Here is a 25,812-nt window from a genome sequence, read left to right on the forward strand (position 1 = left end):
CCTTCTACTATATCTTCAAACGCTTACGCTTTCAGCTTACGCATCACCAGCGTGGCGTTGGTGCCGCCGAAACCGAAGCTATTGGACATAACGGTCGTCAGCTCACGTTCGGTGGTTTCGGTCACGATGTTCAGGCCTGCCGCCTGCTCGTCCATCTCGTCGATGTTGATGCTTGGCGCGATAAAGCCGTTTTCCAGCATCAGCAGAGAGTAGATCGCTTCCTGCACGCCCGCAGCACCCAGAGAGTGACCGGTCATGGCTTTGGTTGCAGAGATCGCCGGACTGTTGTCGCCGAACACTTCACGGATCGCACCCAGCTCTTTCACGTCGCCTACCGGCGTAGAGGTGCCGTGAGAGTTCAGGTAGTCGATTGGGGTATCAACGCCGTGCATCGCCATCTTCATGCAGCGCACCGCGCCTTCGCCGGATGGAGCAACCATGTCAGCGCCGTCAGACGTTGCGCCGTAGCCCACGATCTCAGCGTAGATGTGCGCGCCACGCGCCAGCGCGTGTTCCAGCTCTTCAACCACAACCATACCGCCGCCGCCAGCGATAACAAAACCGTCGCGGTGTGCATCATAGGTACGGGATGCTTTGTCTGGCGTTTCGTTGTATTTGGTGGACAGTGCGCCCATCGCGTCGAACTCACAGGCCATTTCCCAGCCCAGCTCTTCGCCGCCGCCAGCAAATACGATGTCCTGTTTGCCCAGCTGGATCTGCTCAACCGCATTACCGATACAGTGTGCGGAGGTCGCACATGCAGAGCTGATGGAGTAGTTCACACCGTGGATTTTGAACGGCGTTGCCAGGCACGCGGAAACCGCTGAACCCATCGCTTTGGTCACAACGTATGGACCGACCGCTTTCAGGCCGCGCGGGCTGCGCATGGCGTCAGCACCGAACACCTGAGCTTTAGAGGAACCGCCGGAGCCTGCAATCAGGCCCACGCGTGGGTTGTTCTGGTAAGCGTCTTCGCTCAGACCAGAATCCTTGATCGCTTCCTGCATGGAAAGATAGGCGTAGATAGAGGCATCGTTCATGAAACGAACCACTTTACGGTCAATTAAACCGGTGGTATCCAGTTTAACGTTACCCCATACGTGGCTACGCATTCCAGAATCTTTAAACTCTTCAGAGAAAGTGATCCCGGAGCGTCCTTCACGCAGAGATGCCAGGACTTCCTGCTGGTTATTACCGATGCTGGAAACGATGCCCAGGCCAGTAATCACTGCACGTTTCATTCAATACCTCTGTAAGTCGCACTATAAAAAGTTTCGAGTCGCACAATAGCGTACACTTGTACGCCGAACAAGTCCGATCAGCGATTTTCTGTGGAAATTTGCACCGATGGGCTCACATCGCTAAGATCGTGCCACTGCCTGTCGGACGAGTAACTTACGTGAAACAAAACGCCATACAACCTGCCAACCTCGAATTCAACGCTGAGGGTACACCTGTTTCCCGAGATTTTGATGACGTCTACTTTTCTAATGATAACGGACTGGAAGAGACGCGCTATGTCTTCCTCGAAGGAAATCATCTCAGCACCCGCTTCCCTGAGCATCCGCGCAGCCTGTTTGTCGTCGCGGAGAGCGGTTTCGGCACCGGGCTGAATTTTTTGACCCTCTGGCAGGCCTTCGATCAGTTTCGCGCTGCACACCCCGAAGCTACCTTACAAAGATTACATTTCATCAGTTTTGAAAAATTTCCGCTTACCGCGCACGATCTGCGGCTTGCCCATCAGCGCTGGCCGGAGCTTGCCCACTGGGCGGAACAGCTTCAGGCCCAGTGGCCACCGGCTATCGGCGGCTGTCATCGTCTGATTCTGGACGACGGACGCGTCACGCTCGACCTGTGGCTTGGCGACATTAACGACCTGACCGATAAGCTCGATGACTCAATGCATCAGAAAGTGGACGCCTGGTTCCTGGACGGTTTTGCGCCCGCCAAAAACCCTGACATGTGGAGTCCGCACCTGTTCAGCGCAATGGCACGTCTGGCACGCCCGGGCGCGACGCTTGCCACCTTCACCTCGGCGGGCTTTGTCCGCCGTGGGTTGCAGGAGGCGGGGTTTACCATGCGGAAAACCAAAGGCTTTGGCCGCAAACGCGACATGCTGGTGGGGGTGATGGAACAGGATCTGGCGATCCCGGCACAGGCACCCTGGTTTGCTCGCCGCCCCAGTGCGTCGCGTGAGGTCGCCATTGTGGGCGGAGGTATTGCCAGCGCCCTGCTCTCACTGGCGCTGCTGCACCGTGGCTGGCAGGTGACGCTCTACTGCGCTGACGAGGCACCGGCGATGGGTGCATCAGGCAACCGTCAGGGGGCGCTTTATCCCTTATTAAGTTCACACGATCCCGCACTGTTCCAGTTCTTCCCGGCTGCGTTTACGTTTGCTCGTCGCCTTTACGATAGCCTGCCGGTTGCGTTCGACCACGACTGGTGCGGTGTGACGCAGTTGGGCTGGGATGAGAAGAGCCAACAGAAAATCACCCAAATGTTGTCGCTGGGGCTGCCGGAAACCATCGCCCATGCAGTGACGGCTCAGCAGGTTGCTGAGACCGCTGGCGTCGACACCGGCTGCGGCGGAATTCAGTATCCACTCGGCGGCTGGCTGTGTCCGGCTGAACTGACTTCTGCGGCGGTAGCCCTCGGGCAGTCGCGTGGGTTGACAGTGCATTATGCCCATAAGGTTCAATCGCTAAGCCGCAGTGCGCACTGGGAACTGCGTTTTGCTGACGGCAAAGCGTCGCAGCATGCCAGCGTTGTGCTGGCCAACGGACATCACATCACTCAGTTTACCCAGACAGCGTCATTGCCGGTTTATCCAGTCGGCGGCCAGGTGAGCCATATCCCGACCGCGCCCGAACTGAGCAAACTGCGTCAGGTGCTGTGTTACGACGGCTACGCGACGCCGCAAAATCCGTCCAACGGCCATCACTGCATCGGTGCCAGCTATCATCGCGGTGAAACAGATATTCAGTACAGCGAAGCGGATCAGCAGCAAAACCGCCAGCGCCTGCTCGACTGTTTCCCGGATGCGTCGTGGGCAAAAGAGGTGAATGTCAGTGAGGGTCAGGCGCGCTGCGGCGTACGCTGCGCGACCCGCGATCACCTGCCGATGGCGGGAAACGTGCCGGACTATGACGCCACGCTTGAAGTCTATCAGGATCTTGCAGACAACAAAGAAACGGCGGTAAGTGCGCCCGTTTATCCGGAACTGTTCATGTTGGGTGGCTTAGGCTCGCGGGGATTATGCTCCGCGCCATTGCTGGCTGAAGTGCTAGCCGCGCAAATGAGCGATGAGCCGGTTCCGCTGGACAGGGTTACGCTCGCGGGGCTTAATCCGAACCGACTGTGGGTGCGGAAATTGCTGAAGGGGAAAAGGGTTAAGTAGGGCGCGGTCTGGTGTCCTCACCCTGGCCCTCTCCCCAAAAGGGAGAGGGAAGAGAAGGCGGCAACTTAGCGTTTAGCCTGCTGGAACAAATTGTCCCACATGCCCAGCACTAAAGACTGGTCGCGTGGAGACAGTTCCCCGGCCAGAATGGCTTTTTCAAGGCTGCGAGTAACTTCCGCGTGAACGGCGTCGGCAGAGTGATCGTCCCCGGCTTCCAGCGCGGCTACCGCCAGCGTCAGGTGACCACGCAGATAACCGCTGGCGAACAGCTCATCATCGCTGGCGTGTTCCACCATGTCATCAATTAACGCCAGAATGCGTGATTCAAATTCTGCGATCATCTTATTTCCTCTGTTATAAATCTTCCGGCCACGGGAAGCATTCCGCCGTGATCTCCGGCGTATGGTAATAATTTTGTAAAGCCTCGATCAGGCGTGCCGGACGTTCCGGGATGCCTTTCTCAAGATATTCCATCACCTGCGCATGCACGCGGCGCTGGAAGACGATACGGTCTGGCTCGAAGTCGCCTTCAAGGTTGTCACAGCTGACGTTGAACGGGAAACCCGCCGCCACGCAGAACAGCCACTCCAGCGCCTGCGGTTTCACCTCCACATCTTCGAACTGCCCCTGGGTGGCGGCGTCGCGCCCGTCCGGGCAGTACCAGTAACCAAAGTCCACCAGCTCGCGACGCGCTTTCCCCGCGATGCACCAGTGCGAAATCTCGTGCAAACCGCTGGCGTAAAAGCCGTGGGCAAAGACGATGCGGTTGTATGAAACCTGGTCATCAGCAGGAAGATAGATCGGTTCGTCGTCGCCTTTAATCAGACGGGTATTAAAATCATCAGCAAAACAGCTGTCGAAGATCTCAATCAGCTGTTCGTATTTATGCGTACTGTTCATTAGTTCATCCCCAACCAGGTGAGGATCTCCTGTCCATGGCTGTCATAAAGAAGTTTGGCGCTCATCACCGCCGAGACGACAACAATCATCGGGCGGATCAGCTTTTGCCCTTTGCTTAATACCAGACGCGAGCCTGCGCGCGCGCCCAAAAACTGCCCCGCCATCATCACAAATCCGGTAGCCCAGATAACCTTGCCGCCAATGATAAACAGCAGCAGACCGCCAACGTTGGAGGTTGCGTTGAGGACTTTGGCGTGGGCGGTGGATTTGGCGAGGTTGAACCCGGCCAGCGTCACGAATGCCAGCGCGTAAAACGAGCCTGCCCCCGGACCAAAGAAGCCGTCGTAAAAACCGACGCAGCCACCGGAAATCAGCGCAAACGGCAGGCCGTGCAGTCGCCGCGCCCGGTCTTCCTCGCCGAGCTTTGGCATCAGTAAGAAATAGAGGCCAATACAGATAACCAGAATCGGCAGGATCTGGCGCAGAATGTCGGACTGTACGTGCTGGACCAGCAGCGCGCCCGCCGTCGAGCCAATAAACGTCATCAGGATATTGAGCTTCTGATCGGCGAGATTCACCACTTTGCGCCGAACAAAGTAGAGCGATGAGGAGAGCGAACCGCCGCATGCCTGGAGTTTGTTGGTGGCAAGCGCCTGGGCAGGGCTCATGCCTGCCGCCAGCAGCGCCGGAACGGTGAGCAACCCGCCACCGCCCGCCAGGGCATCGATAAATCCGGCTAACATCGCAACAAAAAAGAGCACCGCCAGCAGCAGCGGTGACACCATAAACAGATCGACGAAATTATCCATTAAAGTACATGCTCATCCAGTAGCGCCTGGCAGGAAGGCGGCAACGGAGGCGGTGTCTTCTTCTCAGGCTTAGAGGTTCCAGGCTTGGCCGGTTCAAACCAGCTTTGCAGTTCGTAACCACAACCATCGCCAGGCGGTGGCAGCGGCTGATCTTCACATTCCAGGCTGTTCGCCGGGCAGCGCAGGCGAACATGCATATGCGCCCGGTGCTGGAACCATGGGCGCACTTTACGCAGCCAGTCGCGATCCGTTCCCGCATCCAGGCAAAGCTGCTGCTTGATGGCCGGGTTAACAAAGATCCGTGTGACGTCGTTATCCTCTGCCGCCAGCTTAATCATGCTGGAAATTTCCGGCGACCAGCGCGAGGCCACGACCCGTTTACCGTCGGCCGAGACCAGATCCAGCGCCTGCGGTTTCAGCAGCTGCGCTGGGCTCCAGCGCGTTTTCGGCAGTTGCAGGAAGATGTCCACATCCAGTCCGGTCTGGTGGCTGGCGTGACCGCCGTTGAAGCGACCACCTGCAGGCATCCCCATATCGCCAATCAGCATCGTCCCCAGCCCCAGGTTATGCACCTGGTTGCCAAGACGCTGAATAAACAGCACCAGGTCAGGATGGCCGAAGTAACGGCGCTGGTCGGTGCGCATCACCTGATAGGTGTCCGACTGCAGCGGAAGTTCCTGCGCGCCGACGATACACCCGTTGGAGAAAGCGCCAATGGACTGCGCGCTTCCCGCTACCGGGTGGGTGATTTTCTGCCACGGCGTGGCGGCCAGGCTTGCTCCACTGGCCAGCAGCGCCAGCAGAGCGATTGCGGTTTTTTTCATAGTTACCAGCGTGGAATGGTGGTCGACACATCCGCATTCTGCGCGCGCTGGCGCAGGAAGTGATCCATCAGCACGATCGCCAGCATCGCTTCTGCGATCGGTACCGCGCGGATCCCCACGCATGGATCGTGCCGTCCTTTGGTGATCATCTCTACTTCATCGCCTGAGCGGTTAATCGTGTGGCCCGGCACGGTAATGCTGGACGTTGGCTTCAGCGCGATATTGGCAATAATTTGCTGCCCGCTGCTGATGCCGCCCAGAATGCCGCCCGCATGGTTGCTCTGGAAACCCGCCTTCGTGATTTCGTCGCGGTTCTGGCTGCCGCGAAGCTTAACCACGTCAAAACCGTCGCCGATTTCAACGCCTTTCACCGCGTTGATGCTCATCAGCGCGTGGGCGATGTCAGCGTCGAGGCGGTCAAATACCGGCTCGCCCCAGCCAGCCGGCACACCGTCGGCCACCACGGTGACTTTCGCACCAATGGAGTCGCCCTCTTTTTTCAGGCCACGCATCAGCTCGTCCAGCGCGTCCAGCTTGTCGGCATCTGCGCAGAAGAACGGGTTAAGTTCTACCTGATCCCAGTCTTTGATTGCCAGCGGAATGTCGCCCATCTGGGTCAGACAGCCGCGGATAACGATGCCGAATTTCTGCTGGAGATATTTTTTGGCAATCGCACCTGCCGCCACGCGCATCGCGGTTTCACGCGCGGAAGAACGTCCGCCGCCGCGATAGTCGCGAAAGCCATATTTTTGTTCGTAGGTATAGTCGGCGTGGCCCGGACGGAAGACGTCTTTAATCGCGCCGTAGTCCTGGGAGCGCTGATCGGTGTTTTCAATCAGCAGACCAATGCTGGTCCCGGTGGTACGGCCTTCAAAAACGCCGGAGAGAATTTTGACCTGGTCCGGCTCGCGACGCTGCGTGGTGTAGCGAGAGGTACCCGGACGACGGCGGTCAAGGTCATGCTGTAAATCGGCTTCGGTCAGTTCGATGCCTGGCGGGACGCCATCAACGATACAACCCAGTGCCAGACCGTGCGACTCGCCAAAGGTGGTCACACGGAATACCTGTCCAATACTGTTTCCTGCCATCACGGCTCCGATGTTGTTGTTTGTGTTTGAGCGTTGTGAAACGGGCCGAAGCCCGCTGGATTAATCTTTGTAAATGCTGAAGTATTCGCGTGCATCAAGCAGTTGCGTTTTGGTCAGCATAAAGACGCCGTCACCGCCATTGTCGAACTCAAGCCAGGTGAACGGCACATCCGGGTACTGCTCTATCAGATGTACCATGCTGTTACCCACTTCACAAATCAGAACGCCATCGTCGGTCAGATAATCCGGCGCGCAGGCCAGGATGCGGCGGGTCAGCTTCAGCCCGTCAGAGCCTGACGCCAGGCCCAGCTCCGGCTCGTGACGGTACTCGTTCGGCAGATCGGACATGTCTTCGGCATCCACGTACGGTGGATTGGTGACGATCAGGTCGTATTGCAGCGTCGGCAGGTCGCGGAACAGGTCAGAGCGGATAGGCGTGACGTGATGGATCAAGCCGTGCTCTTCAATGTTATGTTCGGTGACGGCCAGCGCGTCGGTGGAGATATCGACGGCGTCCACTTCCGCTTCCGGGAAGGCGTACGCGCAGGCAATCGCGATGCAGCCGCTGCCGGTGCACATATCAAGTATGTGCTGCGGCTGATGGTTAATCAGGCCGTCAAAGTGGTTGTTGATCAGCTCGCCAATCGGCGAACGCGGCACCAGCACGCGCTCATCAACATAGAACTCATGGCCGCAGAACCAGGCTTTGTTGGTCAGGTAAGCCACGGGAATACGCTCGTTCACGCGACGGATCACGCGCTCAACGATGCGGTGTTTTTCACTGGAGGTCAGGCGCGCGGTGCGCATGTCTTCCGGAATATCCAGCGGCAGATAGAGTGACGGCAGCACCAGCTGAACGGCCTCATCCCATGGGTTATCCGTACCGTGACCGTACCAGATATTGGCGGCGCTGAAGCGGCTAACCGACCAGCGCAACATGTCCTGTATGGTATGCAGCTCGTTTACTGCTTCATCGACAAAAATTTTATCCACTCTTTCCTCCAGGGCATGCTCGCATAATTTTCGGCGGCTAGTTTGCCATGAAGACGGCGATAAATCAGCAATGACGCATACCGCTTGAGGTTAAAAAATGCGTTTAGTCGGGTACACTATCGGAAATACGAGATGAGAATGACGAATGAAAAAGAAAACATCGCTCAGCGAGGAGGATCAGGCTCTCTTCCGCCAGCTGATGACCGGGACGCGTCAAATCACGCACGACACCATTGTCCATCGCCCGCAGCGTAAAAAAGTCAGTGAGGTACCGGTCAAACGGTTGCTTCAGGAGCAGGCCGATAACAGCCACTATTTTTCAGATGAGTTTCAGCCGCTGCTCAATACTCAGGGTGCGGTGAAATACGTGCGTGAAGACGTCAGCCATTTTGAGCTGAAAAAGTTACGCCGGGGAGATTATTCGCCGGAGCTGTTCCTCGATCTGCACGGGTTGACCCAGATGCAGGCGAAACAGGAGCTTGGGGCGTTGATCGCGGCATGTCGTCGCGAACATGTTTTCTGCGCCTGCGTAATGCACGGTCACGGCAAACATATTCTTAAGCAACAGACACCGCTGTGGCTGGCTCAGCATCCGCACGTAATGGCTTTTCATCAGGCACCGAAAGAGTACGGCGGAGATGCCGCATTGCTGGTATTGATTGAGGTGGAGGAGTGGCAGCCGCCAGAGTTGCCCTGACAGGATGGCGGGAGGCACGCGGCACCCCGCCATATCGCACGTCACGTCAGATGGCTTTAGCCATCTTCAGGTTGCACGGACTCATTTGCCAGTTAAAGACCCCTTTGCCGGTTTCGTCGAGGGTGACGTTGGCAATGGCGGACGTTGTGAACATCGGCGGCGTTTCGCCCGGGCACAGCTCAGATACCAGATAGCCGACCAGCGGCAGGTGGGAAATGACCAGTGCGGAAGCGACACCTTCGTTGCACAGCGCCTGAAGGTAAGCACTGACAAGGCCAACATCGCCACACGGCGTGAGTTCAGGGAGAACATCCACACTGGAGGGCAGGTTCATACACTCCCCTACCACATCCAGCGTCTGTTCTGCCCGCAGGAACGGACTCACCAGAACGCGTTCAATGTCCACTTTTTGACCTTTAAGCCATGTCGCCATCTGACGGGATTCGTCGCAGCCACAGACGGTTAAAGGACGTACTGAGTCACTGGCGGCATCGAGTGCCGCGTCGCCGTGACGCATGATAAAAACTTGCATATTGCACCGCTTTTGTTAACCAGAATCACCGGCGTTAACTACCCGCGATTAATGCTCTGAGGTAGAAAACCCGATGGCCGGGCATTGTGCCTGATCCATTCGGTGAATGAAACGCTGTTTTTTACCTCAATGGCGTAAGTATAGTCAATCTCTGTTTACAATTTCGCCAGAACAGGTTCCATCACCTCAGGATTTACCCTTCTTTGACTTCAGTTTACGCAATCAGTTTCCCTTGCGGGCCAGAATGTCTGACCCCGTTCCGCCATCTGCAATAATTCGTCACAAGGTGTAAACCGTGGACCGTATTGCGAGGCCAGACGTTGCAGGATCGCAACCACTTCACCCGCCCCGAGGGTATCCATATACCGGAACGGGCCGCCAAGGAATGGCGGAAAACCGATACCAAACACGGCACCGATGTCGCCGTCGCGCGCGCTTTTGATCACCTGCTCACCAAAGCAGCGCGCCGCTTCATTGAGCATCATCATCACGCAGCGCTCAGCACACTGAACCGCCGACAGTTTTCCCTGACCCGTGACAGGAATAAGCGCATAAACCGAAGGGTCGACCTGTTTCTTGCTTTTACGCCCTTTCGCGGCGTAAAGATAGAAACCGCGTTCATTTTTTCTGCCTTTGCGATCGTCCTTCAAAATTGCGGAAACAAAGTTTGCAGGCGGCGCAAAACGATCGCCATAAGCCGCTTCCAGCACAGGGATAATTTTAGTCCCCGTATCAATTCCTACCTCATCCAAAAGTTGGATTGGGCCGACGGGGAAACCAAACTTCACCAGGGCGTCATCGACGTGCTCAATTTTCTCCCCTTCCGTCAGCAACCGCATCGCTTCGTTAATATACGGCGCCAGAATGCGGTTGACGTAGAAGCCGGCTTTGTCCGCGACCACAACAGGAGTTTTGCCCTGTTTTTTCGCCAGCTTCACCACGGTGGCAATAGTTTGCGGGCTGGTTGTGGCATGAGGGATAACCTCCACCAGCGGCATTTTTTCGACAGGACTGAAATAGTGCAGCCCTATCACCTGCTCCGGGCGCATGGCTTTCGCCGCGATGTCGCCGATCGGCAAAGACGAGGTGTTTGACGCGAAAATGGTGTGCGGCGCGCAATGCTGTTCAACGTCCGCTACCATCTGCTGCTTAAGGGCCAGATCTTCGAACACGGCTTCAATCACCAGATCGCGGTGTGCAAACCCACTGTAGTCGGTGGCGCCAGTGATCATCGCGAGGGTTTTATCGCGATCGCTGGCCTTGATATGGCGGCGTTTCACTTTGCGATCAAGGTTCTGCCAGCTGTACTGCAACGCGTGGTTGATGCCCTTAGGATTGATATCTTTGATACGTACGGGCAATTTGCCTTTGCTGGCGGTGACAAACGCGATGCCGCCGCCCATCAGCCCACCACCCAGAACCCCAACGGCGCGCAGCGGAGCCGGTTCAGCTTCACTGCCCGGATCTTTTTTAACCTCCGTGCTGGCAAAGAAAATGCCGCGCAACGCCTGCGACTGCGGCGTCATCGCCAGCTCGCCAAACGCTTTCGCTTCCGCGGCATAACCGCTGCTGCTGCCCTGCGATAAACCGGTTTCAATCACCTTCAGAATGCGCGTCGCTGCCGGATAGTTCCCTCTGGTTTTTTGCTCGGTTTTTTTACCCACCATATTAAACAGCAGCGTGCGCCCCAGCGGCCCGGCGAGGATACGCTCACGCACCGGCAGGGGGCGTTTCGCCTGACGACCTTTCAGCGCCCGCTCAACGGCAGCCTCAAGCAAGATTGCGTGCGGAACGACCTCATCAACCAGACCCGCCTTTAACGCCTGACGGGCGCGCAGCTGTTTACCGGTTAAAATCATCTCCAGCGCAGTACTGACGCCCACCAGCCGCGGCAAGCGCTGCGTGCCACCTGAACCGGGCAGCAATCCAAGCTGTACTTCAGGCAGTCCGAGTACGGTTTTCGCATCGTCGGTACAGATGCGACTGTGGCAGGCCAGCGCCAGCTCAAGCCCGCCGCCCAGGCAAGCCCCGTGGATCGCAGCGACAACGGGTATCGACAGCGCATGGATCTCCGCCATCACCTGCTGCCCCTGACGCGCCAGATCTTCTGCTTCCTGAGCGCTTGTCGCCCGGGCAATCATGTTGATATCGGCCCCGGCAATAAAGTTATCCGGCTTTGCCGAGATAAATACCAGGCCACGTATCGCTTTGTTTTCGCGGATCTGTCTGAGCATCGCACGCACCTGAACGCCGAACTCCGCCTTCAGGGTATTCATTTTTTCGTCGGGCACATCAATGGTGATAACGGCCACGTTATCAAGGCGAACAACAAGGTTAAATGCAGATGTCGTTTCCATTATTCAGCCTCCAGAACCATTGCTGCGCCCAGGCCGCCCGCCGCACAGGCGGTGACGAGACCAAAGCCGCCGCCACGGCGACGCAGTTCGTGCAACGTCTGGGTAATCATTCTCGCCCCGGTCGCTGCAAACGGATGACCGTAGGCAATAGAGCCGCCCAGCACATTGAATTTACTTTGATCCACTTCGCCTGTGGCATGCGCGCGGCCCAGCACGTCGCGGGCAAAACGTTCGCTCGCCATAAGCTGCACGTTTGCCAGCGTTTGTGCGGCAAAGGCTTCGTGCATATCAATTAGCGTGAGATCGGAGAGCGTTAGCCCCGCGCGCTCCAGCGCCAGCGGCGTGGACCAGGCCGGTCCGAGCAGCATGTCCTGCCAGACATCGATGGCGGTAAAGGCATAGCTGCGCAAATAGCCCAGCGGTGTGATGCCCAGCTCTTTCGCCCGGGATTCCGTCATCAGGATCACGGCGGCGGCACCGTCCGTCAGCGGCGTACTGTTGGCCGCCGTAACGGTGCCATGTTTACGGTCAAAGGCCGGGCGCAGTTTTGCGTAATCTGCCAGGGTTGAGGTGCCGCGAATGTTGTTATCTTCCGCGAGCGGTTCCCGGTAAGGCGGTACATAGGCGGTCATCACTTCGTTGGTCAGTTTGCCCTCCGACCAGGCTTTCGCTGCCAGCTGATGCGAGCGATGCGCCAGCGCATCCTGCTGTTCGCGGGTAATACCATAGGTTTTTGCCATCTGCTCGGCTGTATCGCCCATGCGCAGGCCGGTGGAGTATTCAGCAACGGCAGGTGGCACGGGCATGAGGTCGCGCAGGCGTAAACGCGAGAAGAGTTTAAGCTTTGCACCGGTAGTGCGAGCTTTGTTGGCATCCACGAGGATGCGGGCCAGCTGTTTGCTGACGCCGATGGGCAGCACGGAGGAGGAATCCGCGCCGCCGGCAATTCCCGCGCGAATGGTCCCCGCCATCAGGCTTTCCGCCACGTTCGCCACCGCCTGGAAACTTGTGGCGCAGGCGCGGCTGACGCTGTAGGCGTCGGTATGAACATTCATGCCGGTACCCAGCACGATTTCACGCGCGATATTGGGTGCTTCCGGCATCTGTACCACCTGGCCGAAAACCAGTTGCTCAATAACCTCTGGCGGGATCTCGCTGCGAGCCAGCATCTCCCCCACCACCATTTTTCCCAGATCGACAGCCGGTATACCGTGAAACGCGGTTGCCTGACGTGCAAACGGCGTACGTAACCCGCTGACAATGGCAATGCGGTCACCGTGTCGGGTGATAAGCGGTAATGCCTGACTCATAACACTCCCCTGTAAAAAAATTTTGCGCGCACGTTAAGTGGTCTGACCTGATAATAGTCTTAACTATTTTTTTACATTGAGCCAATCGGGGAAGCGAAAAATTGCGAGCTAAGGCACAGAGAAGAAAAAGAAAATGCCCAGGGTAAAAGCAAAACGGTAACCCGTGGGTTACCGTTTTTAGTGTTTGCGCCCTCTCCCGTGGGAGAGGGTTGAGGTGAGGGCACCAGACCGCAGGAATTAACGCAGGCCCAGCTGGAAGATCAGCGTTTCTGCCTCGCAGGCGAACACAAAGTCGATATCCAGCTGTACGCCGCCTTCCACTTCCGTGAAGGTAGATTTGATTTCACATGGATCGGATTCGACTTCACGCGCACGCTTGCTCAGCGCGGCCAGCGTCTCTTCCGCTTCAGCGCGGTTAGGGAATACGCGGCTGTAAGAGGCGGTGCAATCGGTGTTGTCCATAATGGTGCCAACATCCATACAGCAGCAAACCGGGGTTTCATCAGCACTGCATTTACTCATAGCTCAATTTCCTCTGTATTCGCGCAGCGCGCGAGATAAACACGATGCGACTATTTTACGCCCCCGGACGAGCCCCCTCCAGCCGTTAATGGCGCAAAACCGGATAAGTGAGCAATATCACACTAAAAAATGATCTAAAACAAAATTCACCTTTTCGGATGAATCGTACTGGTCACAATTTTGCCAACCAGATCTCGTTTCATGAAACATGTTTGAAAATATTAATAAACAAACTTGCAACATCCCAGCTGGTCAGACCTATACTCTCGCCACTGGTCTGATTTGTATGTCATACCTCAGACCCTACACTTCGCGCTCCTGTTACGGTATGTAACAATTATTGAATAAAAATAACTCAATGAGGTTATGGTCATGAGCCAGAAAACCCTGTTCAAACAAACTGCTTTAGCAGTTGCAGTGGCAATCGTCTCAACGTCCGCCTGGTCAGCGGGCTTCCAGTTAAACGAATTTTCTTCCTCTGGCCTTGGCCGTGCGTATTCCGGGGAAGGTGCGATTGCCGATGACGCAGGCAACGCAAGCCGTAACCCGGCGCTTATCATGATGTTTGATCGCCCTACCTTCTCTGCCGGTGCGGTTTACATCGATCCTGATGTCAACATTTCTGGCAAATCTCAGTATACCGGCGCAGATCTGAAGGCGGATAACATTGCACCAACGGCGTGGGTGCCTAACCTGCACTTTGTTGCGCCAATCAATGAACAGTTTGGTTGGGGTGCCTCTGTCACCTCAAACTATGGCCTGGCAACGGAGTTCAATAACAACTACCCGGCCGGGGAATACGGCGGTAAAACCGACCTGACGACCCTGAACCTTAACCTGAGCGGCGCATATCGTCTGAACGATAACTGGAGCTTTGGTCTGGGCTTTGATGCTGTCTACGCTGATGCAAAAATCGAGCGTTATTCCGGGGAGCAAACTGCTGCGCTGCCGAAAAACAGCAATAAAATTGCCAGCCTGAAAGGTGACGAGTGGGGTTACGGCTGGAACGCCGGTATCCTGTATGAACTGGATAAAAACAACCGCTGGGGTCTGACCTACCGCTCAGAAGTGAAGATTGATTTCGATGGCGATTACAAAAGCGGCATCCTGAGCCCGGTCAACGGTATGGTGCCGGGTGCAGGCACCACCATTCCATGGGGTACCTCGAATCAAACCGTACCGGGTTCACTGTCACTGCATCTGCCAGAAATGTGGGAAGTGTCAGGTTATAACCGCGTTGCGCCGCAGTGGGCTATTCACTATAGCCTCGCGTATACCAGCTGGAGCCAGTTCCAGGAGCTGAAAGCCACCGGCAGCAACGGCCAGACGCTGTTCTATAAAGACGAAAGCTTCCACGATGCTTACCGTATCGCACTTGGTACGACCTATTATATGGATGACAACTGGACGTTCCGTACCGGCGTGGCATTTGATGACAGCCCGGTACCGGCAGATAAGCGTTCTATCTCCATTCCGGATCAGGACCGTTTCTGGGTAAGTGCGGGTGCAACCTACGCGTTCAACGAGAATGCCTCTATCGACGCGGGTGTGTCGTACATGCATGGACAGAAAGTGACCTTCCAGGAAGGCCCTTACGAGTTTACCTCTGAAGGTAAAGCCTGGCTGTTTGGTACCAACTTCAACTACGCGTTCTAATCCCAACACGATTGAAAAAGGTGAGCATCGCTCACCTTTTTTATTTATTCCGAATCGATATCTTTTAATTCGTTCTCGATGGCTTTCGCGTTCGGATTATCTTCCGGCTTCAGCTTACCGCCGTTGGCAATAAAGTCATGGTTCTGGAAATAGGCCTCGCGGACCATGATGTACGGATCGGAAGACTGACGCAGCAGACCGTCAGAGTCCAGCAGTTGCGCACGCGTTTCAATCCCTTCCACGGTCCATTTACCAATCGACAGCGGCCAGGTGAGCCATGACAGCACCGGATACAGCGTATCCACCATATCGCCGCCATCATCACGCACGGTAAAGCTGCCGTAGAATGGCAGGTGCACATACGGCCCATAACCTACGCCATAATGCCCCAGTGTGCTGCCGAAACGATGCGGCTGTTCACGCTGTAATTTCGGGTTCGCCATGCCTGCGACATCTATTAAGCCGCCCATACCCAGCAGAGAGTTCAGGAAGAAACGGGTGAAATGCACCATCCCCTGATACGGGTCGCCCTGGAGGAAGTAGTTCACCATCACCGCTGGCTCTTCCAGGTTACTGGTAAAGTTGCTCAGCCCGTTACGCGCTGGCTGCGGAACGTAGTCACGCCATGCCACGGCAACCGGACGAACCAGATATGGATCCAGCACATTATAGTTAAAGTTGTACATTGAACGGTTAAATCCTTCGAGAGGATCGGAGCGTCCCGTTTGCTCGCCAGAGCTGGCGCAGCCCACAAGCATCGTTACGCCCAGCGCAAGCGCCGACAGCCGAAGCTTCATATATTTCTCCCTGTTCAATATGGCTATCGTTGAATGCCATCTGTGACGGAGCCTGTGATGCTCCGCCTGAAACGTGCAAGTGATTGTAACAGCACGCTTACCGATGTCTACGAGGACAATGACGACCCGCTCGCGTCATCACGCTAATTTCAGCATAGCCTGTCTTTAAGAATTCGTTTCGCTGGCAATTTTATATTGGCTTTGAAAGAGATGTCTCACCTTTATTGCCCTTTTCAGCAATTTAAGAGCTTCCCCACGGGCAAGGCGCCAAAAGTCGCTACGCTTAAATGAGCGATTACCCCGAAGGAGCAGTTATGAAAGATATTAACGAAGAAAAAATTGGCGAGAACAATGAGGAACATGAGATTGAAAGTGAGGAGAAAGACCGGGGAGAAGAGATAGAAGTCGATGAGGATCGCCTGCCGTCGCGCGCCATGGCCATTCATGAGCATATTCGCCAGGATGGCGAAAAGGAGATGGAGCGTGATGCAATGGCCCTGCTGTGGTCGGCCATCGCAGCCGGTCTGTCGATGGGCGCCTCTCTGCTCGCCAAAGGTATATTTCACGTTCAGCTGGAAGGCGTGCCGGGCGGTTTTTTGCTGGAGAATTTAGGCTACACGTTCGGCTTTATTATCGTCATTATGGCGCGACAGCAGCTTTTCACGGAGAACACCGTCACTGCCGTACTGCCCGTCATGCAAAATCCGACCCTTGGTAATTTTGGTTTACTGATGCGCCTCTGGAGCGTCGTGCTGCTGGGGAACCTGATCGGTACGGGCGTTGCAGCCTGGGCCTTCGAGTATATGCCAATCTTTGATGAACCGACCCGCGACGCATTCGTGAAGATTGGCATGGATGTAATGAAAAATACGCCGGTTGAAATGTTCTCTAATGCCATTATCTCCGGCTGGATCATCGCCACTATGGTCTGGATGTTCCCGTCAGCGGGCAGCGCGAAAATCGTGGTGATTATTCTAATGACCTGGCTTATCGCACTCGCCGATACCACGCACATTGTTGTCGGGACCGTTGAAATCCTTTATCTGGTATTTAACGGCACACTCCACTGGAGCGACTTTTTCTGGCCGTTCGCCCTGCCTACTCTCGCAGGCAACATTTGTGGCGGAACCTTTATCTTTGCACTGCTGAGCCATGCGCAAATCCGTAACGACATGTCCAACAAGCGTAAGGCCGAACTTAAGGCTCAGGAAAAAAAGGATAAAACTGCCGAAAAATCGGCGTGAACGGTGACTCTTTGACCAGTCAGGCGGCAATGCGCTTAACGAGAAGTGTAAATAACGCTATACTCTTGCCGCTTCGTCCCCTTAGTTAAATGGATATAACGAGCCCCTCCTAAGGGCTAGTTGCAGGTTCGATTCCTGCAGGGGACACCATTACCATCTCTCAATAAGTCCAAGACATTCCATAACTCACTGATTTAAAACCTAATAACTAATATCGCTCGTCCAATAAGGTGCCATTATTTCTAATGGAATCTATACATTTTTGCGTATAAGATTGTGTATAACTGAGTTCGATCTTTTTTCTATACACATGCTGCTATCTGACATCCAAATAAAACGCGCAAAACCAAAGGATAAGCCCTACACATTGAACGATGGTATGGGGTTATCACTACTTATTGACACCACTGGCAGTAAAGGTTGGCGCTATCGTTACCGCTTTGCAGGAAAGCCCAAGATGATTTCCTTCGGCGTATATGGCGATGTATCGCTTGCACAAGCGCGTGCTAAACGTGATGAAGCTCGTTCGATGTTGGCCAAAGGGATCAACCCCAGCGAGGCCAGAAAGGCTGAAAAAATTGCGTTGCAGTTTGCACATGAGAACAGTTTTGAATCGGTAGCAAGGGAATGGCATGGTTCAAAAAAAACCACTTGGTCAGAAGGGTACGCGAAAGAAGTTATCAACTGCATGGAAAAGGATATTTTCCCGTTTATCGGCCAACGCCCAATCGAACAGATTGAACCGCTAGAACTGCTCACCGTTCTGCAAAAGATCGAGAAAAGAGGTGCTTTGGAGCAAACCAGTAAGATCCGCCGCCGTTGTGGTGAAGTTTTACGTTATGCCGTAGCCACCGGGCGAGCTAAATATAACTTTGCTCCTGATCTGGCGATTGCGCTCAACAAGCCTAAAACTCAACACTTCCCGTTCCTGACTGAAAGTGAATTACCTGCTTTTGTCAGCGCTCTGAAGAACTATCAAGGCAGTTTAGTAACCAAGTACGCCACACAGCTGCTGATGCTAACAGGTGTGAGAACAATAGAGCTACGTGCTGCGGAATGGGCCGAGTTTGATTTAGATAACGCCCTCTGGGAGATTCCTAAAGAGCGAATGAAGAAACGCCGTCCTCATCTAGTTCCTTTATCTACTCAGGCGCTCATTATATTAAGGAGGTTGCAAGTAATTACGGGGAATTACAACCTCGTTTTCCCAGGCCGCAATGATGTCAGGAAGCCGATGAGTGAAGCCAGTATCAACAAGGTGATTAAGCTGCTGGGCTACCATGGACGCTTAACTGGCCACGGTTTCAGGCATACAATGAGCACGATTCTGCACGAACACGGATTTGAGAGCGCTTGGATTGAAATGCAACTTGCGCATGTTGATAAGAACTCTATTCGTGGAACTTACAATCATGCGCAATATTTAGACTCAAGACGAAAAATGCTTCAGTGGTACGCTAATTATCTTAATTGATGAATAAGATGATCTATTTCATCAATAAAAGCCAATAAAATGCGTTGAAGAGCTTCTGATTCTTGGAAGTTTTTCATTCCTTTATATTCCTTAACCGCACTCGACATAAGCTCTACAAAATCATGTCCCCTAATGCACAATCGAGGATCACAATCTAATTTATCTAACCAATCACTATGCAGTTTTACGAATTCGGCTTCTCTAGCTTTGAGACCAAAGGTAATCAGATTCTTATTTATATATCCACTGAAATCAAAAATAAGCGTACTGTTTTTAGATGAAAGAGATTTCTTAATATCACACCATTTACCATTCAGATTAAGTTGACGATCAGCAAGTTTAATACTATAAAGTTGCTTGAGAACGGTTAAAAAGGATGCGTAAAAAACTCCCCAATTATTAATTTTGCTATTAGAAATATCGACTAGTATACGCTTAATAAGTTGCTCTGAGAAAAAGTACATTTCAAGGGAGCTAAAATCAGTCCAAATAAGTTGCGGGATATCTTCAATAGCATCAAACCAATGATCTAAGTCCTTATCTACTAAACATTTATAACTATTACAATGTAACTCTTCCAACTCTTTTGCTAATGCGATAACCCTCTGTTTATTTCCATCGGTCAACCCATACTTTTCAAGAATCTCGAATGGAATATCTACGCTATCAATTACGTATGAAACAATTGATTTTTCATCATTTTTTTCACACCATGAATTCAGCACTAATTTATCAAACACCCCTTCAACATATACATCCTGAAGAGTAGGCTCAACAAAATAGCGAGTTTTAATATCTTCAATAGTTCTTCTTGGTAAATCAGACATTTTCATTTTCCAATTTAACCACACGATGACGATGTTGAGAAATAATTTCCAGTGAGTGTGATGCGAATATAAATTGAATATTTGCACCATCAGTTATATCTAATAAAGAATTAATAATTATACGTTGCCACTTTATATTCAATGAAATTTCTGGCTCATCAATCATAAATATACTAGGTGTATCTCTCGCTACTAGTACATAGCAAAAAAGCAGTAATAACTGCTGCTCCCCAGAAGAAAGCTGAGCTGGTTGTAAAATATCTCCAAATCTATTTATTATCATAAACCCCTGACTCAACTGAAAGCGTATCTCTTTATCAGTCAACAATCCATTTATTGTAGAAATAAATTTATTCAATATTTTATATATGGATCTCACACCAGCTAATCGGCCTTCTAAACTTTCAATATAAGGCTTTAATAACTCAGCTGACAATGCTCTTTTGGAGTGTGATGCGGTGGACAAGATCTTTTCAAACTCAGACATTTCTAAAAATGAAGTTAATTCATATTTAGCCAAATCTTGTGTTTCTGAACCTATTTTTTTTAGATTACCTCGTAATATATCAATATCATCATCTTGAAAAATAACTTCGGTTCTATCAGTGCTTGAGACTAATTGTTTGAGAATTCTAACATATGTTGAATGGACATTATCGGTGCCCTGATTTGTTCCTTGAACTGCTTTTCTTGCTATCCACTTTGTCGCGGCACTCAACGCTTGACTAAGAGCTATCTCTCTCGAACGTAAAACAAGATCATTTATTCTTTTAGGTGTTCCCATTCTAACAGCTTGACGTAACTCAACTTCATCGTCAGGATCGCTAATAGTATCACCATCTAAACGTCTATCTGCATTTAAAATAAACGTGATAGGTGTGACTTTCTTTAAAGTTTCGATATAAAGGCGCTCACTAGTAACTTTTCTAAGCGGATCTTTTACCGTTGATTTCTTAGCTTGTCTAGGCAATAGCTCTATAATATCTCGATCATGAAAGTAAACAACTTCATCATCAACAATAACTCTTCGTGATTCATTAGAACTTTTTCTATAATTCCACCTAGCGATTACTTCGTCACCTTTTAATATATCTAACACCATCAAACTATCTTCACCTCTTTGTGAATCATGTTTTGCTGTTAGTACATAACCAGAAGTTAGTTCTACCTTCAATAATGAAAAACTCGTACGGTACAGAGCCGTACGATGCCCACTCCGATTATCTGGTGAAAGTAAATGAAAGGCTAATCTTAAGAGTGTACTTTTCCCAACTCCATTGTCACCATATAAAATTACAGCACTACTATTAATTTTTTCACTGTCGAAATCATAAGTATATAAACCAAATAACTTTTCAACATAGATAGACTTTATCAATTGCTGATCCATAAACTCTTCCTTAAAGATAATTTATTACACATATTATTCAACAACCAAACTATTAAGCATTATAAACATATGGCATATAACAAATTTTACTAGCGCACTTCAACTTTACAACACTGGGGCTCGCAAATTCTAGGAAATTATCATCAAAATCGCACTACACCGCACCCGCCTGCGGTTTTCAGATCGCAAAAATTTTTCAGTTGGGATTTTTTACAAATGATAGCGCCAGACCGCGCCACAACTGGGGATTTACAGCGAGCAGAGAACTGAAAAAAGTGAAAAGAATTTCAGCTTTTTTCAGTTTAGCTTTACTCCAAAATCGTAAGCACTTGAATTAAGCTATTGATAGTAAAGGGATATAAATTTTTAGGTGAGATTTTTCATGATAATTGATGGCACACTTAAAAGTTAACAAACTGATTCTTATAGACATTTTTTCTTAAGCAGCTGAAATTTAATGAACCGAAGCCGGGAAAATTTTAGTTACTCCCGGCGAACCGTTCAGTGACTCTCTTTGGCTGCCATCAGGAGTTCTAATGCTTTTTGTCGCTCGTCCGGTGGCAGGGCATCCATTAGCTCTTTAATCCGTCCCTGGCCGCGCAAAGCGCTGGGACTAATCGTGTGTGAGAAGGAAACGTTCATCACAAACGTGTGCCCACACTCTACATTTGAGCAATAACAGTACACATCTGATAATTTGGGGTGCTTTCGGTTTGTTTTCCTCACCGTTGCCGCAGACATACACTCCGGGCAGTAAATTTTCATCACTCGCATAGCTAAACCTCTGTTGCCTGCCAGAAGAAGGGATTTTGGTTCCCTCCCTCTTGTTCTGAACGTGTAACACTGGTAACACGTGTAACATCGTTGATTTAATTGAAATTAATCTGTTACCAGTGAGCCAAATAAAGAGGTAACGCGTGGTAACACACTGATTTTTGTTACCACTGTTACCAGTGGATATTTCTGACTGGTAACAGTGGCAAGCCTCGTCATTACTGCCTGTTACCTCTGTTACCAGTGTTACCTCATAAAAATAAGACTCACGCGATAACTATTCTGGATCGGCGCTACCCAGTACTTGCGTATTAAACTGGTAAACGCGCTTAAGCCCTATTTCTGGCAGGCGAACGTTGTTTTGCGTTCTCCCGTCTTCCCCGGCTTTCAGCCAACCCGCCTCAACACACAATCTGGCTACCTTTCGCGAATCGAACCCTTTACAAATTTCTTTCCAGCCAGATGGCAATACGTAGAAGGTCACAGTGGATTCTGTCACGTTGTCGCCCTTGTCCACTTTCCTGAACCCCATCATCGACAGTGGACGGTTCCTGTCGTCGTGCCAGTCAGCAAAGCGGCTGAACTGGTTACGTGTCATATAATCCCTGACCTGCTCCAGTGCGGTTTTATCCTCCTGGTTCGCGGTATGCCCTCGATCAGCCATCCATGAGGCCAGGCAACACTCAGCAGCCTTGAACGCCTCACCTTCAGGCCATCCGGTTATCCCGGCTTGTGTGGCAAGTTCTCCAGCCATAGCAACCAGCGCAAAACGGGTAACGGCACGCCCAACTTGGTTTCCTGCATCCGCTGGGGTCAGCCTGCGGGTGTAGTCCTTCAGCAGCGCTTTCGCCTGGCTGGTCAGTTCCTGGAGATCGGCTGTCAGACAATGCAGCCAGTCGCGGAAGGGTGAGCCATGATAATGAATAACGGCGTGTTCCAGATGCTCCGCCAGCGCTTTACCACCACTAAAGCCGTGCAGCTCCTCAAATACCCCATGCTTGCCCGAATCACTCGGGATCTGGATCATGCGTACTTCAACCCCGGCGTAGGTTCGCTCTCCAGCATTGGCGGCATGCTCGACCAGTGACAGCTCCCCCGTGGAAAGAAACAACAAATTCCAGCGGTTTGTTTCCCGTACCGAACCATCAGTTCGGGCGCGGGCTTTGCCCTGGCCGTTCGCCAGCATGTAGGCAATATTCCCCGCCTCTCTGCCATCCACCTCGCGGATCTCATCAAGCATCAGTGTGGCATCATTGCGGCGGCTGGCCGTTCCTTCCAGCGCGTTCCCGGTAGCACGCCATGTATGCCAGAAATCCGTACCACCGCACACCGAAGCAGCCACTTTCATGGTCGTGGTTTTACCGTCTGTAGATTCACCTTTCAGGTGATAACCGCCGCCACCTATGCCAACCAGCTTCAGAAGCGGCGCGGCGAATGCCAGGCTTACGGCAAAGGCCAGTCGGGCATTATTGACGCAATAGCGACCTATATTTTCCCGCCATTCTTCCGTGGTGCCCGTAACCCGAAAATCACGCCCCTGAACGCTGGAAGTCTGGAGAATGACAGACTGTGACTCTTTGCCGATCACTTCATCCTGAAGAACATAAACCCCGCCATGCCAGCCTGTTTTATTTACACAGGTCACTTTTCTGTCGGGTTTGCACAGGGAGATATATTCCATCAGGTGTGCTCTGGCCATCCCGTTGATATTGATATAAGAAAGCCCATTGACCAGCAGCACGCGCCGCAGTTCTTCCCCGCTGCCGCCCAGCATTTCCATCGGCATTGCCCATTTTCGGCTCATACCGTTGGTGTCCTCCCATTCCAGCAGTCGGCCATAGTTGCTGCCGTCAGCATCGCTGGTGATAGCTGTCACACGCAGCGGGCTGCAAATCTTGATATTGCGGATCTCAGTGTCACCATCTGATTTGTTCACCAGCTTGTCGTACCACAAATATTCTTTCGTGAGCCTGAACCCCTGCGGCAATCTGGTTTGCCCTTTTCCGTGTAATGTCATTTCCTCCCGGAAGGCTTCACGCGCCCTTTCCTTCCCGGTTTCCTGGCGATAATCATCCCAGTCGGCTTTATGACGTACCGGAGGCAGCGTTACCCAACCATCTACGGCTTTCGCCGCTTTTTCAGCCCATATCCGGCCAGTGTTCTCTTTCCCGTCAACAAGATCGTTATCTCCAGCCAGGATAATCCGGGTGTCAGGCCATCGAATGCGGATTTGCTCAGCGACCTTTACCAAATTTGTGGCCGCAATAGCTGCAACGATCCAGCCGTCAGCCAGGAGGCTGACCGTCAACGCAGTGGCATATCCTTCAGTGATAATGACCTGTTCCGGAGCATCAGACGGAACATCAGCCACGGCAATAAAAGCACCTGACAGCTGACTGCCGGGTAAAAGACTTTTATCACCATCAGAGTTAATAAGCTGGCCGCCTGTAACATTCCCGGTAATGTCAGTTAAGGGCAGCAGCAGCGACCCGGCTGGAAAAGACATCCCCGCCAGATTGATGGTGGCAGTAAGAAGCGGTAAAGAGTAACCCTGTAATCCCTTTCCGGTCAGATAGGCTGATTCACCGTTTTGAGACAGCTTTTTAAGTTTCTGATAGCGGTCTGCCCCGGTCTCGTTTCCCCCCGTCTTTTTCCTGGCTGGCATAGCGGGTTTATCCTGTACTTCAGGCAATGCCAGAACCTCACAGACCATTCCCGCGACCTCCTTCACTGAGCGTCCAGTCACCAGACGGACTAAATCAAGGCCATCGCCATTGCCGCACTGATTACAGAACCATGTTCCGCGCCCCTCTTTGTCATCAAGACGAAAGCGATCTTTTCCGCCGCAGGCCGGACAGGCACCGTGGCGTCGGGCGGAAGGAACATTAATCCCTAACGCGGAAAGGATATGTGGCCAGCGCCCGTTTGCTGCCCCCGAAACCGCAGATACAGACTGAACTTTCATAGCAGTACCTCCCCGACTCCCGCAGTGGTAATGCTGAAACCCGGAGGTACTTCTCCATCGGGCGCACCGAAAACGATGTCCCGGTACACTTCACGTAGCTCAGAGACACCAAATGCGGAAAGGCGAATATTTTCAGCCATGTAACCAGGTGACAGCATTCGCTCCAGAACGTCACACGCCAGACGATGCCCCTCTTCCTGGCCGAATTCGTTAATCCATGGCGCTTCAATGTGATAAAGAATATTCATGGCCACGCGATCAGGTGTAAGCTCGATACGCTCGCCATCCTCGATATACACAGCCTCCCCATTAATTCGCACCATCAGGGAAATATAGGCATCAGCAATGCAGGAACGCAGAAATGCCGCCCGAAACTCAGGTGAATGGACTACGAGATTAGCGTTCATGCTTTTCTCCTTTAATGGTACTAGTTTCTCTCACCACACCCTCCAGCTGTTCTGCAATACAGGCCATGATTGCTGCGGCTCCCTCAGCAGAAACTGTTCTCTGCCCACTCATCGCAGGAAATGACAGAACTTCGGCCAGGAACTCGCTCGCCAGCGCAGCCCGTAAAAGACGGTTCTCGCCTGCTTCAGTCAAGGTGCAACCGTGGTTAGGGATGGGTAAATGACTCATGCGCTCACCTCCCCGAGTTTGTTCATCGGAATACGTGCGGCGAAGCTCAGTACAAAATCGGCAACGAGTTTCATGCGGGCAGCACGCTCGCAGGTTGCAACAGTACGCACAGCGAATGGACGCGCGGCATAATCAGTACGGCGAACAGCGAGAAATACAAAGGTATATTGGGGGTGAGACAAAGCAGGGATCGTAGCCATGGCGGCAATCTCCGTTAGATAGCGGGTAACGCTACCACCGGAGTTCCTACGCTCATGGGTGGTAGCCCAGACGGGGGTAGGAATACCGGCTCTAACGGATACCGGCCAGCCCGAAAGCTGCCCCGCCTGGACTACCATAATTTGGATGATGTGGCGTAAATAACGAATAGATACGGTTAACCACCACACCATAAAATAAGGGTGAGTCAAAGCTACGACACAAAAAAACACGCCTGGCGCGTGTGGTGTCGCCGTTAGATTACTCGGGTTCCTACGCCCGGTTGCCGATTTTGCGGCAACGCTGCGAATATAGCCCGAGCAATTAGCATGGCGCAAGAATTTTATAACCGAATTTTGTTTGTTGAACATAAAGATAAACCCAGGCATTCTTGAACCTCAGACCGAAGTTACGGTTTTTCA

The 25,812-nt window shown here is 52.4% G+C and carries 24 protein-coding genes and 1 tRNA gene; 6 read left to right on the forward strand and 19 right to left on the reverse strand.

The features are described from left to right. Window positions 1-23: 23 nt before the first annotated feature. On the reverse strand, window positions 24-1,241 hold the full coding sequence (fabB, locus tag HWQ15_RS01085) for a beta-ketoacyl-ACP synthase I (RefSeq protein WP_022648859.1): 1,218 nt from the start codon (window positions 1,239-1,241) through the stop codon (window positions 24-26). A 158-nt stretch (window positions 1,242-1,399) separates the two neighbouring features. Between fabB and mnmC the strand changes: the two genes are divergently transcribed. After that, window positions 1,400-3,397 carry a bifunctional tRNA (5-methylaminomethyl-2-thiouridine)(34)-methyltransferase MnmD/FAD-dependent 5-carboxymethylaminomethyl-2-thiouridine(34) oxidoreductase MnmC gene (gene mnmC, locus HWQ15_RS01090; RefSeq protein WP_063215889.1) on the forward strand — a complete coding sequence of 666 codons (1,998 nt, stop codon included), beginning with the start codon at window positions 1,400-1,402 and terminating at the stop codon, window positions 3,395-3,397. 65 nt (window positions 3,398-3,462) lie between these two features. Here the strand turns inward: mnmC and HWQ15_RS01095 are convergent, their stop codons facing one another. Genes HWQ15_RS01095 through prmB form a run of 6 tightly spaced genes read right to left on the reverse strand, consistent with a single transcriptional unit; the run spans window position 3,463 to window position 8,011 of the window. After that, complete coding sequence (locus HWQ15_RS01095) at window positions 3,463-3,738, reverse strand: YfcL family protein (protein WP_022648861.1); 276 nt, start codon at window positions 3,736-3,738, stop codon at window positions 3,463-3,465. A 13-nt stretch (window positions 3,739-3,751) separates the two neighbouring features. Then, window positions 3,752-4,297, reverse strand: a complete 546-nt coding sequence (locus tag HWQ15_RS01100; RefSeq protein WP_023300646.1) for an elongation factor P hydroxylase — start codon at window positions 4,295-4,297, stop codon at window positions 3,752-3,754. After that, on the reverse strand, window positions 4,297-5,106 hold the full coding sequence (locus HWQ15_RS01105; protein WP_063149113.1) for a sulfite exporter TauE/SafE family protein: 810 nt from the start codon (window positions 5,104-5,106) through the stop codon (window positions 4,297-4,299). Before HWQ15_RS01105 ends, HWQ15_RS01100 begins: the two co-directional genes overlap by 1 nt. After that, window positions 5,106-5,930 carry a penicillin-insensitive murein endopeptidase gene (gene mepA / locus HWQ15_RS01110; RefSeq protein ID WP_063149114.1) on the reverse strand — a complete coding sequence of 275 codons (825 nt, stop codon included), beginning with the start codon at window positions 5,928-5,930 and terminating at the stop codon, window positions 5,106-5,108. Before mepA ends, HWQ15_RS01105 begins: the two co-directional genes overlap by 1 nt. A gap of 2 nt (window positions 5,931-5,932) precedes the next feature. Continuing rightward, window positions 5,933-7,018: a chorismate synthase gene (gene aroC, locus HWQ15_RS01115; RefSeq protein WP_022648864.1), complete on the reverse strand. Its 1,086-nt coding sequence runs from the start codon at window positions 7,016-7,018 to the stop codon at window positions 5,933-5,935. 60 nt (window positions 7,019-7,078) lie between these two features. Further along, window positions 7,079-8,011, reverse strand: a complete 933-nt coding sequence (prmB, locus tag HWQ15_RS01120) for a 50S ribosomal protein L3 N(5)-glutamine methyltransferase (RefSeq protein ID WP_022648865.1) — start codon at window positions 8,009-8,011, stop codon at window positions 7,079-7,081. Between the two features lie 145 nt (window positions 8,012-8,156). Between prmB and smrB the strand changes: the two genes are divergently transcribed. After that, on the forward strand, window positions 8,157-8,708 hold the full coding sequence (smrB, locus tag HWQ15_RS01125) for an endonuclease SmrB (RefSeq protein WP_015572246.1): 552 nt from the start codon (window positions 8,157-8,159) through the stop codon (window positions 8,706-8,708). A gap of 46 nt (window positions 8,709-8,754) precedes the next feature. Here smrB and sixA read toward each other — a convergent pair whose 3' ends face one another. From sixA to HWQ15_RS01145, 4 genes are all read right to left on the reverse strand, one after another. Beyond that, window positions 8,755-9,240 (reverse strand): phosphohistidine phosphatase SixA, encoded by a 486-nt coding sequence (gene sixA, locus HWQ15_RS01130; RefSeq protein ID WP_003861375.1) that lies wholly within the window; start codon window positions 9,238-9,240, stop codon window positions 8,755-8,757. 209 nt (window positions 9,241-9,449) lie between these two features. After that, window positions 9,450-11,597: a fatty acid oxidation complex subunit alpha FadJ gene (fadJ, locus tag HWQ15_RS01135; RefSeq protein ID WP_038416465.1), complete on the reverse strand. Its 2,148-nt coding sequence runs from the start codon at window positions 11,595-11,597 to the stop codon at window positions 9,450-9,452. Further along, on the reverse strand, window positions 11,597-12,907 hold the full coding sequence (gene fadI / locus HWQ15_RS01140) for an acetyl-CoA C-acyltransferase FadI (RefSeq protein WP_023300649.1): 1,311 nt from the start codon (window positions 12,905-12,907) through the stop codon (window positions 11,597-11,599). The genes fadJ and fadI overlap by 1 nt, the downstream gene beginning before the upstream one ends. Window positions 12,908-13,144: 237 nt before the next feature. Further along, window positions 13,145-13,429: a YfcZ/YiiS family protein gene (locus tag HWQ15_RS01145; RefSeq protein ID WP_022648869.1), complete on the reverse strand. Its 285-nt coding sequence runs from the start codon at window positions 13,427-13,429 to the stop codon at window positions 13,145-13,147. 372 nt (window positions 13,430-13,801) lie between these two features. On the opposite strand from HWQ15_RS01145, the gene fadL reads away from it, so the two are divergent. Then, a complete protein-coding gene (gene fadL, locus HWQ15_RS01150; protein WP_022648870.1) occupies window positions 13,802-15,085 on the forward strand; it encodes a long-chain fatty acid transporter FadL in 1,284 nt (427 codons plus the stop codon). A gap of 44 nt (window positions 15,086-15,129) precedes the next feature. Here fadL and mlaA read toward each other — a convergent pair whose 3' ends face one another. After that, on the reverse strand, window positions 15,130-15,882 hold the full coding sequence (gene mlaA / locus HWQ15_RS01155; RefSeq protein WP_022648871.1) for a phospholipid-binding lipoprotein MlaA: 753 nt from the start codon (window positions 15,880-15,882) through the stop codon (window positions 15,130-15,132). A gap of 314 nt (window positions 15,883-16,196) precedes the next feature. Between mlaA and HWQ15_RS01160 the strand changes: the two genes are divergently transcribed. The 3 genes from HWQ15_RS01160 to HWQ15_RS01170 all read left to right on the forward strand — a co-directional run bounded on the left by HWQ15_RS01160 (window position 16,197) and on the right by HWQ15_RS01170 (window position 18,600). After that, on the forward strand, window positions 16,197-17,126 hold the full coding sequence (locus HWQ15_RS01160) for a formate/nitrite transporter family protein (RefSeq protein WP_022648872.1): 930 nt from the start codon (window positions 16,197-16,199) through the stop codon (window positions 17,124-17,126). Window positions 17,127-17,201: 75 nt separating this feature from the next. Further along, a tRNA-Arg gene (locus HWQ15_RS01165) sits at window positions 17,202-17,276 on the forward strand. Window positions 17,277-17,436: 160 nt separating this feature from the next. Further along, on the forward strand, window positions 17,437-18,600 hold the full coding sequence (locus HWQ15_RS01170) for a tyrosine-type recombinase/integrase (RefSeq protein ID WP_063215908.1): 1,164 nt from the start codon (window positions 17,437-17,439) through the stop codon (window positions 18,598-18,600). Here the strand turns inward: HWQ15_RS01170 and HWQ15_RS01175 are convergent. The 7 genes from HWQ15_RS01175 to HWQ15_RS01205 all read right to left on the reverse strand — a co-directional run bounded on the left by HWQ15_RS01175 (window position 18,588) and on the right by HWQ15_RS01205 (window position 25,761). Continuing rightward, window positions 18,588-19,427: a DUF4435 domain-containing protein gene (locus tag HWQ15_RS01175; RefSeq protein WP_063215888.1), complete on the reverse strand. Its 840-nt coding sequence runs from the start codon at window positions 19,425-19,427 to the stop codon at window positions 18,588-18,590. The genes HWQ15_RS01170 and HWQ15_RS01175 overlap by 13 nt on opposite strands. Next, on the reverse strand, window positions 19,420-20,817 hold the full coding sequence (locus HWQ15_RS01180; protein WP_063215887.1) for an AAA family ATPase: 1,398 nt from the start codon (window positions 20,815-20,817) through the stop codon (window positions 19,420-19,422). The genes HWQ15_RS01175 and HWQ15_RS01180 overlap by 8 nt, the downstream gene beginning before the upstream one ends. Before the next feature lie 501 nt (window positions 20,818-21,318). Beyond that, complete coding sequence (locus HWQ15_RS01185; protein WP_023325787.1) at window positions 21,319-21,591, reverse strand: ogr/Delta-like zinc finger family protein; 273 nt, start codon at window positions 21,589-21,591, stop codon at window positions 21,319-21,321. Between the two features lie 277 nt (window positions 21,592-21,868). After that, window positions 21,869-24,556 (reverse strand): DUF927 domain-containing protein, encoded by a 2,688-nt coding sequence (locus tag HWQ15_RS01190; protein ID WP_063215886.1) that lies wholly within the window; start codon window positions 24,554-24,556, stop codon window positions 21,869-21,871. Further along, complete coding sequence (locus HWQ15_RS01195) at window positions 24,553-24,963, reverse strand: hypothetical protein (protein ID WP_042713599.1); 411 nt, start codon at window positions 24,961-24,963, stop codon at window positions 24,553-24,555. Before HWQ15_RS01195 ends, HWQ15_RS01190 begins: the two co-directional genes overlap by 4 nt. Beyond that, the gene (locus HWQ15_RS01200) at window positions 24,953-25,192 is read right to left on the reverse strand and encodes a hypothetical protein (protein ID WP_042713601.1); all 240 of its coding nucleotides are present in this window, start codon (window positions 25,190-25,192) and stop codon (window positions 24,953-24,955) included. The genes HWQ15_RS01195 and HWQ15_RS01200 overlap by 11 nt, the downstream gene beginning before the upstream one ends. Continuing rightward, the gene (locus HWQ15_RS01205; protein WP_074143522.1) at window positions 25,189-25,761 is read right to left on the reverse strand and encodes a host cell division inhibitor Icd-like protein; all 573 of its coding nucleotides are present in this window, start codon (window positions 25,759-25,761) and stop codon (window positions 25,189-25,191) included. Before HWQ15_RS01205 ends, HWQ15_RS01200 begins: the two co-directional genes overlap by 4 nt. Window positions 25,762-25,812: the final 51 nt, after the last annotated feature.

The organism is Enterobacter sp. DSM 30060, assembly GCF_013375955.1.
In the GTDB taxonomy this organism is placed as follows: Bacteria; Pseudomonadota; Gammaproteobacteria; order Enterobacterales; family Enterobacteriaceae; genus Enterobacter; species Enterobacter intestinihominis.

What these genes read in the sequence shown, in the direction of transcription:
- fabB (WP_022648859.1), bottom strand. Translation starts at nt 1,241, where the DNA reads ATGAAACGTGCAGTGATTACTGGCCTGGGCATCGTTTCCAGCATCGGT.
- HWQ15_RS01095 (WP_022648861.1), bottom strand. Translation starts at nt 3,738, where the DNA reads ATGATCGCAGAATTTGAATCACGCATTCTGGCGTTAATTGATGACATG.
- HWQ15_RS01100 (WP_023300646.1), bottom strand. Translation starts at nt 4,297, where the DNA reads ATGAACAGTACGCATAAATACGAACAGCTGATTGAGATCTTCGACAGC.
- HWQ15_RS01105 (WP_063149113.1), bottom strand. Translation starts at nt 5,106, where the DNA reads ATGGATAATTTCGTCGATCTGTTTATGGTGTCACCGCTGCTGCTGGCG.
- mepA (WP_063149114.1), bottom strand. Translation starts at nt 5,930, where the DNA reads ATGAAAAAAACCGCAATCGCTCTGCTGGCGCTGCTGGCCAGTGGAGCA.
- aroC (WP_022648864.1), bottom strand. Translation starts at nt 7,018, where the DNA reads ATGGCAGGAAACAGTATTGGACAGGTATTCCGTGTGACCACCTTTGGC.
- smrB (WP_015572246.1), top strand. Translation starts at nt 8,157, where the DNA reads ATGAAAAAGAAAACATCGCTCAGCGAGGAGGATCAGGCTCTCTTCCGC.
- sixA (WP_003861375.1), bottom strand. Translation starts at nt 9,240, where the DNA reads ATGCAAGTTTTTATCATGCGTCACGGCGACGCGGCACTCGATGCCGCC.
- fadJ (WP_038416465.1), bottom strand. Translation starts at nt 11,597, where the DNA reads ATGGAAACGACATCTGCATTTAACCTTGTTGTTCGCCTTGATAACGTG.
- fadI (WP_023300649.1), bottom strand. Translation starts at nt 12,907, where the DNA reads ATGAGTCAGGCATTACCGCTTATCACCCGACACGGTGACCGCATTGCC.
- HWQ15_RS01145 (WP_022648869.1), bottom strand. Translation starts at nt 13,429, where the DNA reads ATGAGTAAATGCAGTGCTGATGAAACCCCGGTTTGCTGCTGTATGGAT.
- fadL (WP_022648870.1), top strand. Translation starts at nt 13,802, where the DNA reads ATGAGCCAGAAAACCCTGTTCAAACAAACTGCTTTAGCAGTTGCAGTG.
- mlaA (WP_022648871.1), bottom strand. Translation starts at nt 15,882, where the DNA reads ATGAAGCTTCGGCTGTCGGCGCTTGCGCTGGGCGTAACGATGCTTGTG.
- HWQ15_RS01160 (WP_022648872.1), top strand. Translation starts at nt 16,197, where the DNA reads ATGAAAGATATTAACGAAGAAAAAATTGGCGAGAACAATGAGGAACAT.
- HWQ15_RS01170 (WP_063215908.1), top strand. Translation starts at nt 17,437, where the DNA reads ATGCTGCTATCTGACATCCAAATAAAACGCGCAAAACCAAAGGATAAG.
- HWQ15_RS01175 (WP_063215888.1), bottom strand. Translation starts at nt 19,427, where the DNA reads ATGTCTGATTTACCAAGAAGAACTATTGAAGATATTAAAACTCGCTAT.
- HWQ15_RS01180 (WP_063215887.1), bottom strand. Translation starts at nt 20,817, where the DNA reads ATGGATCAGCAATTGATAAAGTCTATCTATGTTGAAAAGTTATTTGGT.
- HWQ15_RS01185 (WP_023325787.1), bottom strand. Translation starts at nt 21,591, where the DNA reads ATGCGAGTGATGAAAATTTACTGCCCGGAGTGTATGTCTGCGGCAACG.
- HWQ15_RS01190 (WP_063215886.1), bottom strand. Translation starts at nt 24,556, where the DNA reads ATGAAAGTTCAGTCTGTATCTGCGGTTTCGGGGGCAGCAAACGGGCGC.
- HWQ15_RS01195 (WP_042713599.1), bottom strand. Translation starts at nt 24,963, where the DNA reads ATGAACGCTAATCTCGTAGTCCATTCACCTGAGTTTCGGGCGGCATTT.
- HWQ15_RS01200 (WP_042713601.1), bottom strand. Translation starts at nt 25,192, where the DNA reads ATGAGTCATTTACCCATCCCTAACCACGGTTGCACCTTGACTGAAGCA.
- HWQ15_RS01205 (WP_074143522.1), bottom strand. Translation starts at nt 25,761, where the DNA reads ATGTTCAACAAACAAAATTCGGTTATAAAATTCTTGCGCCATGCTAAT.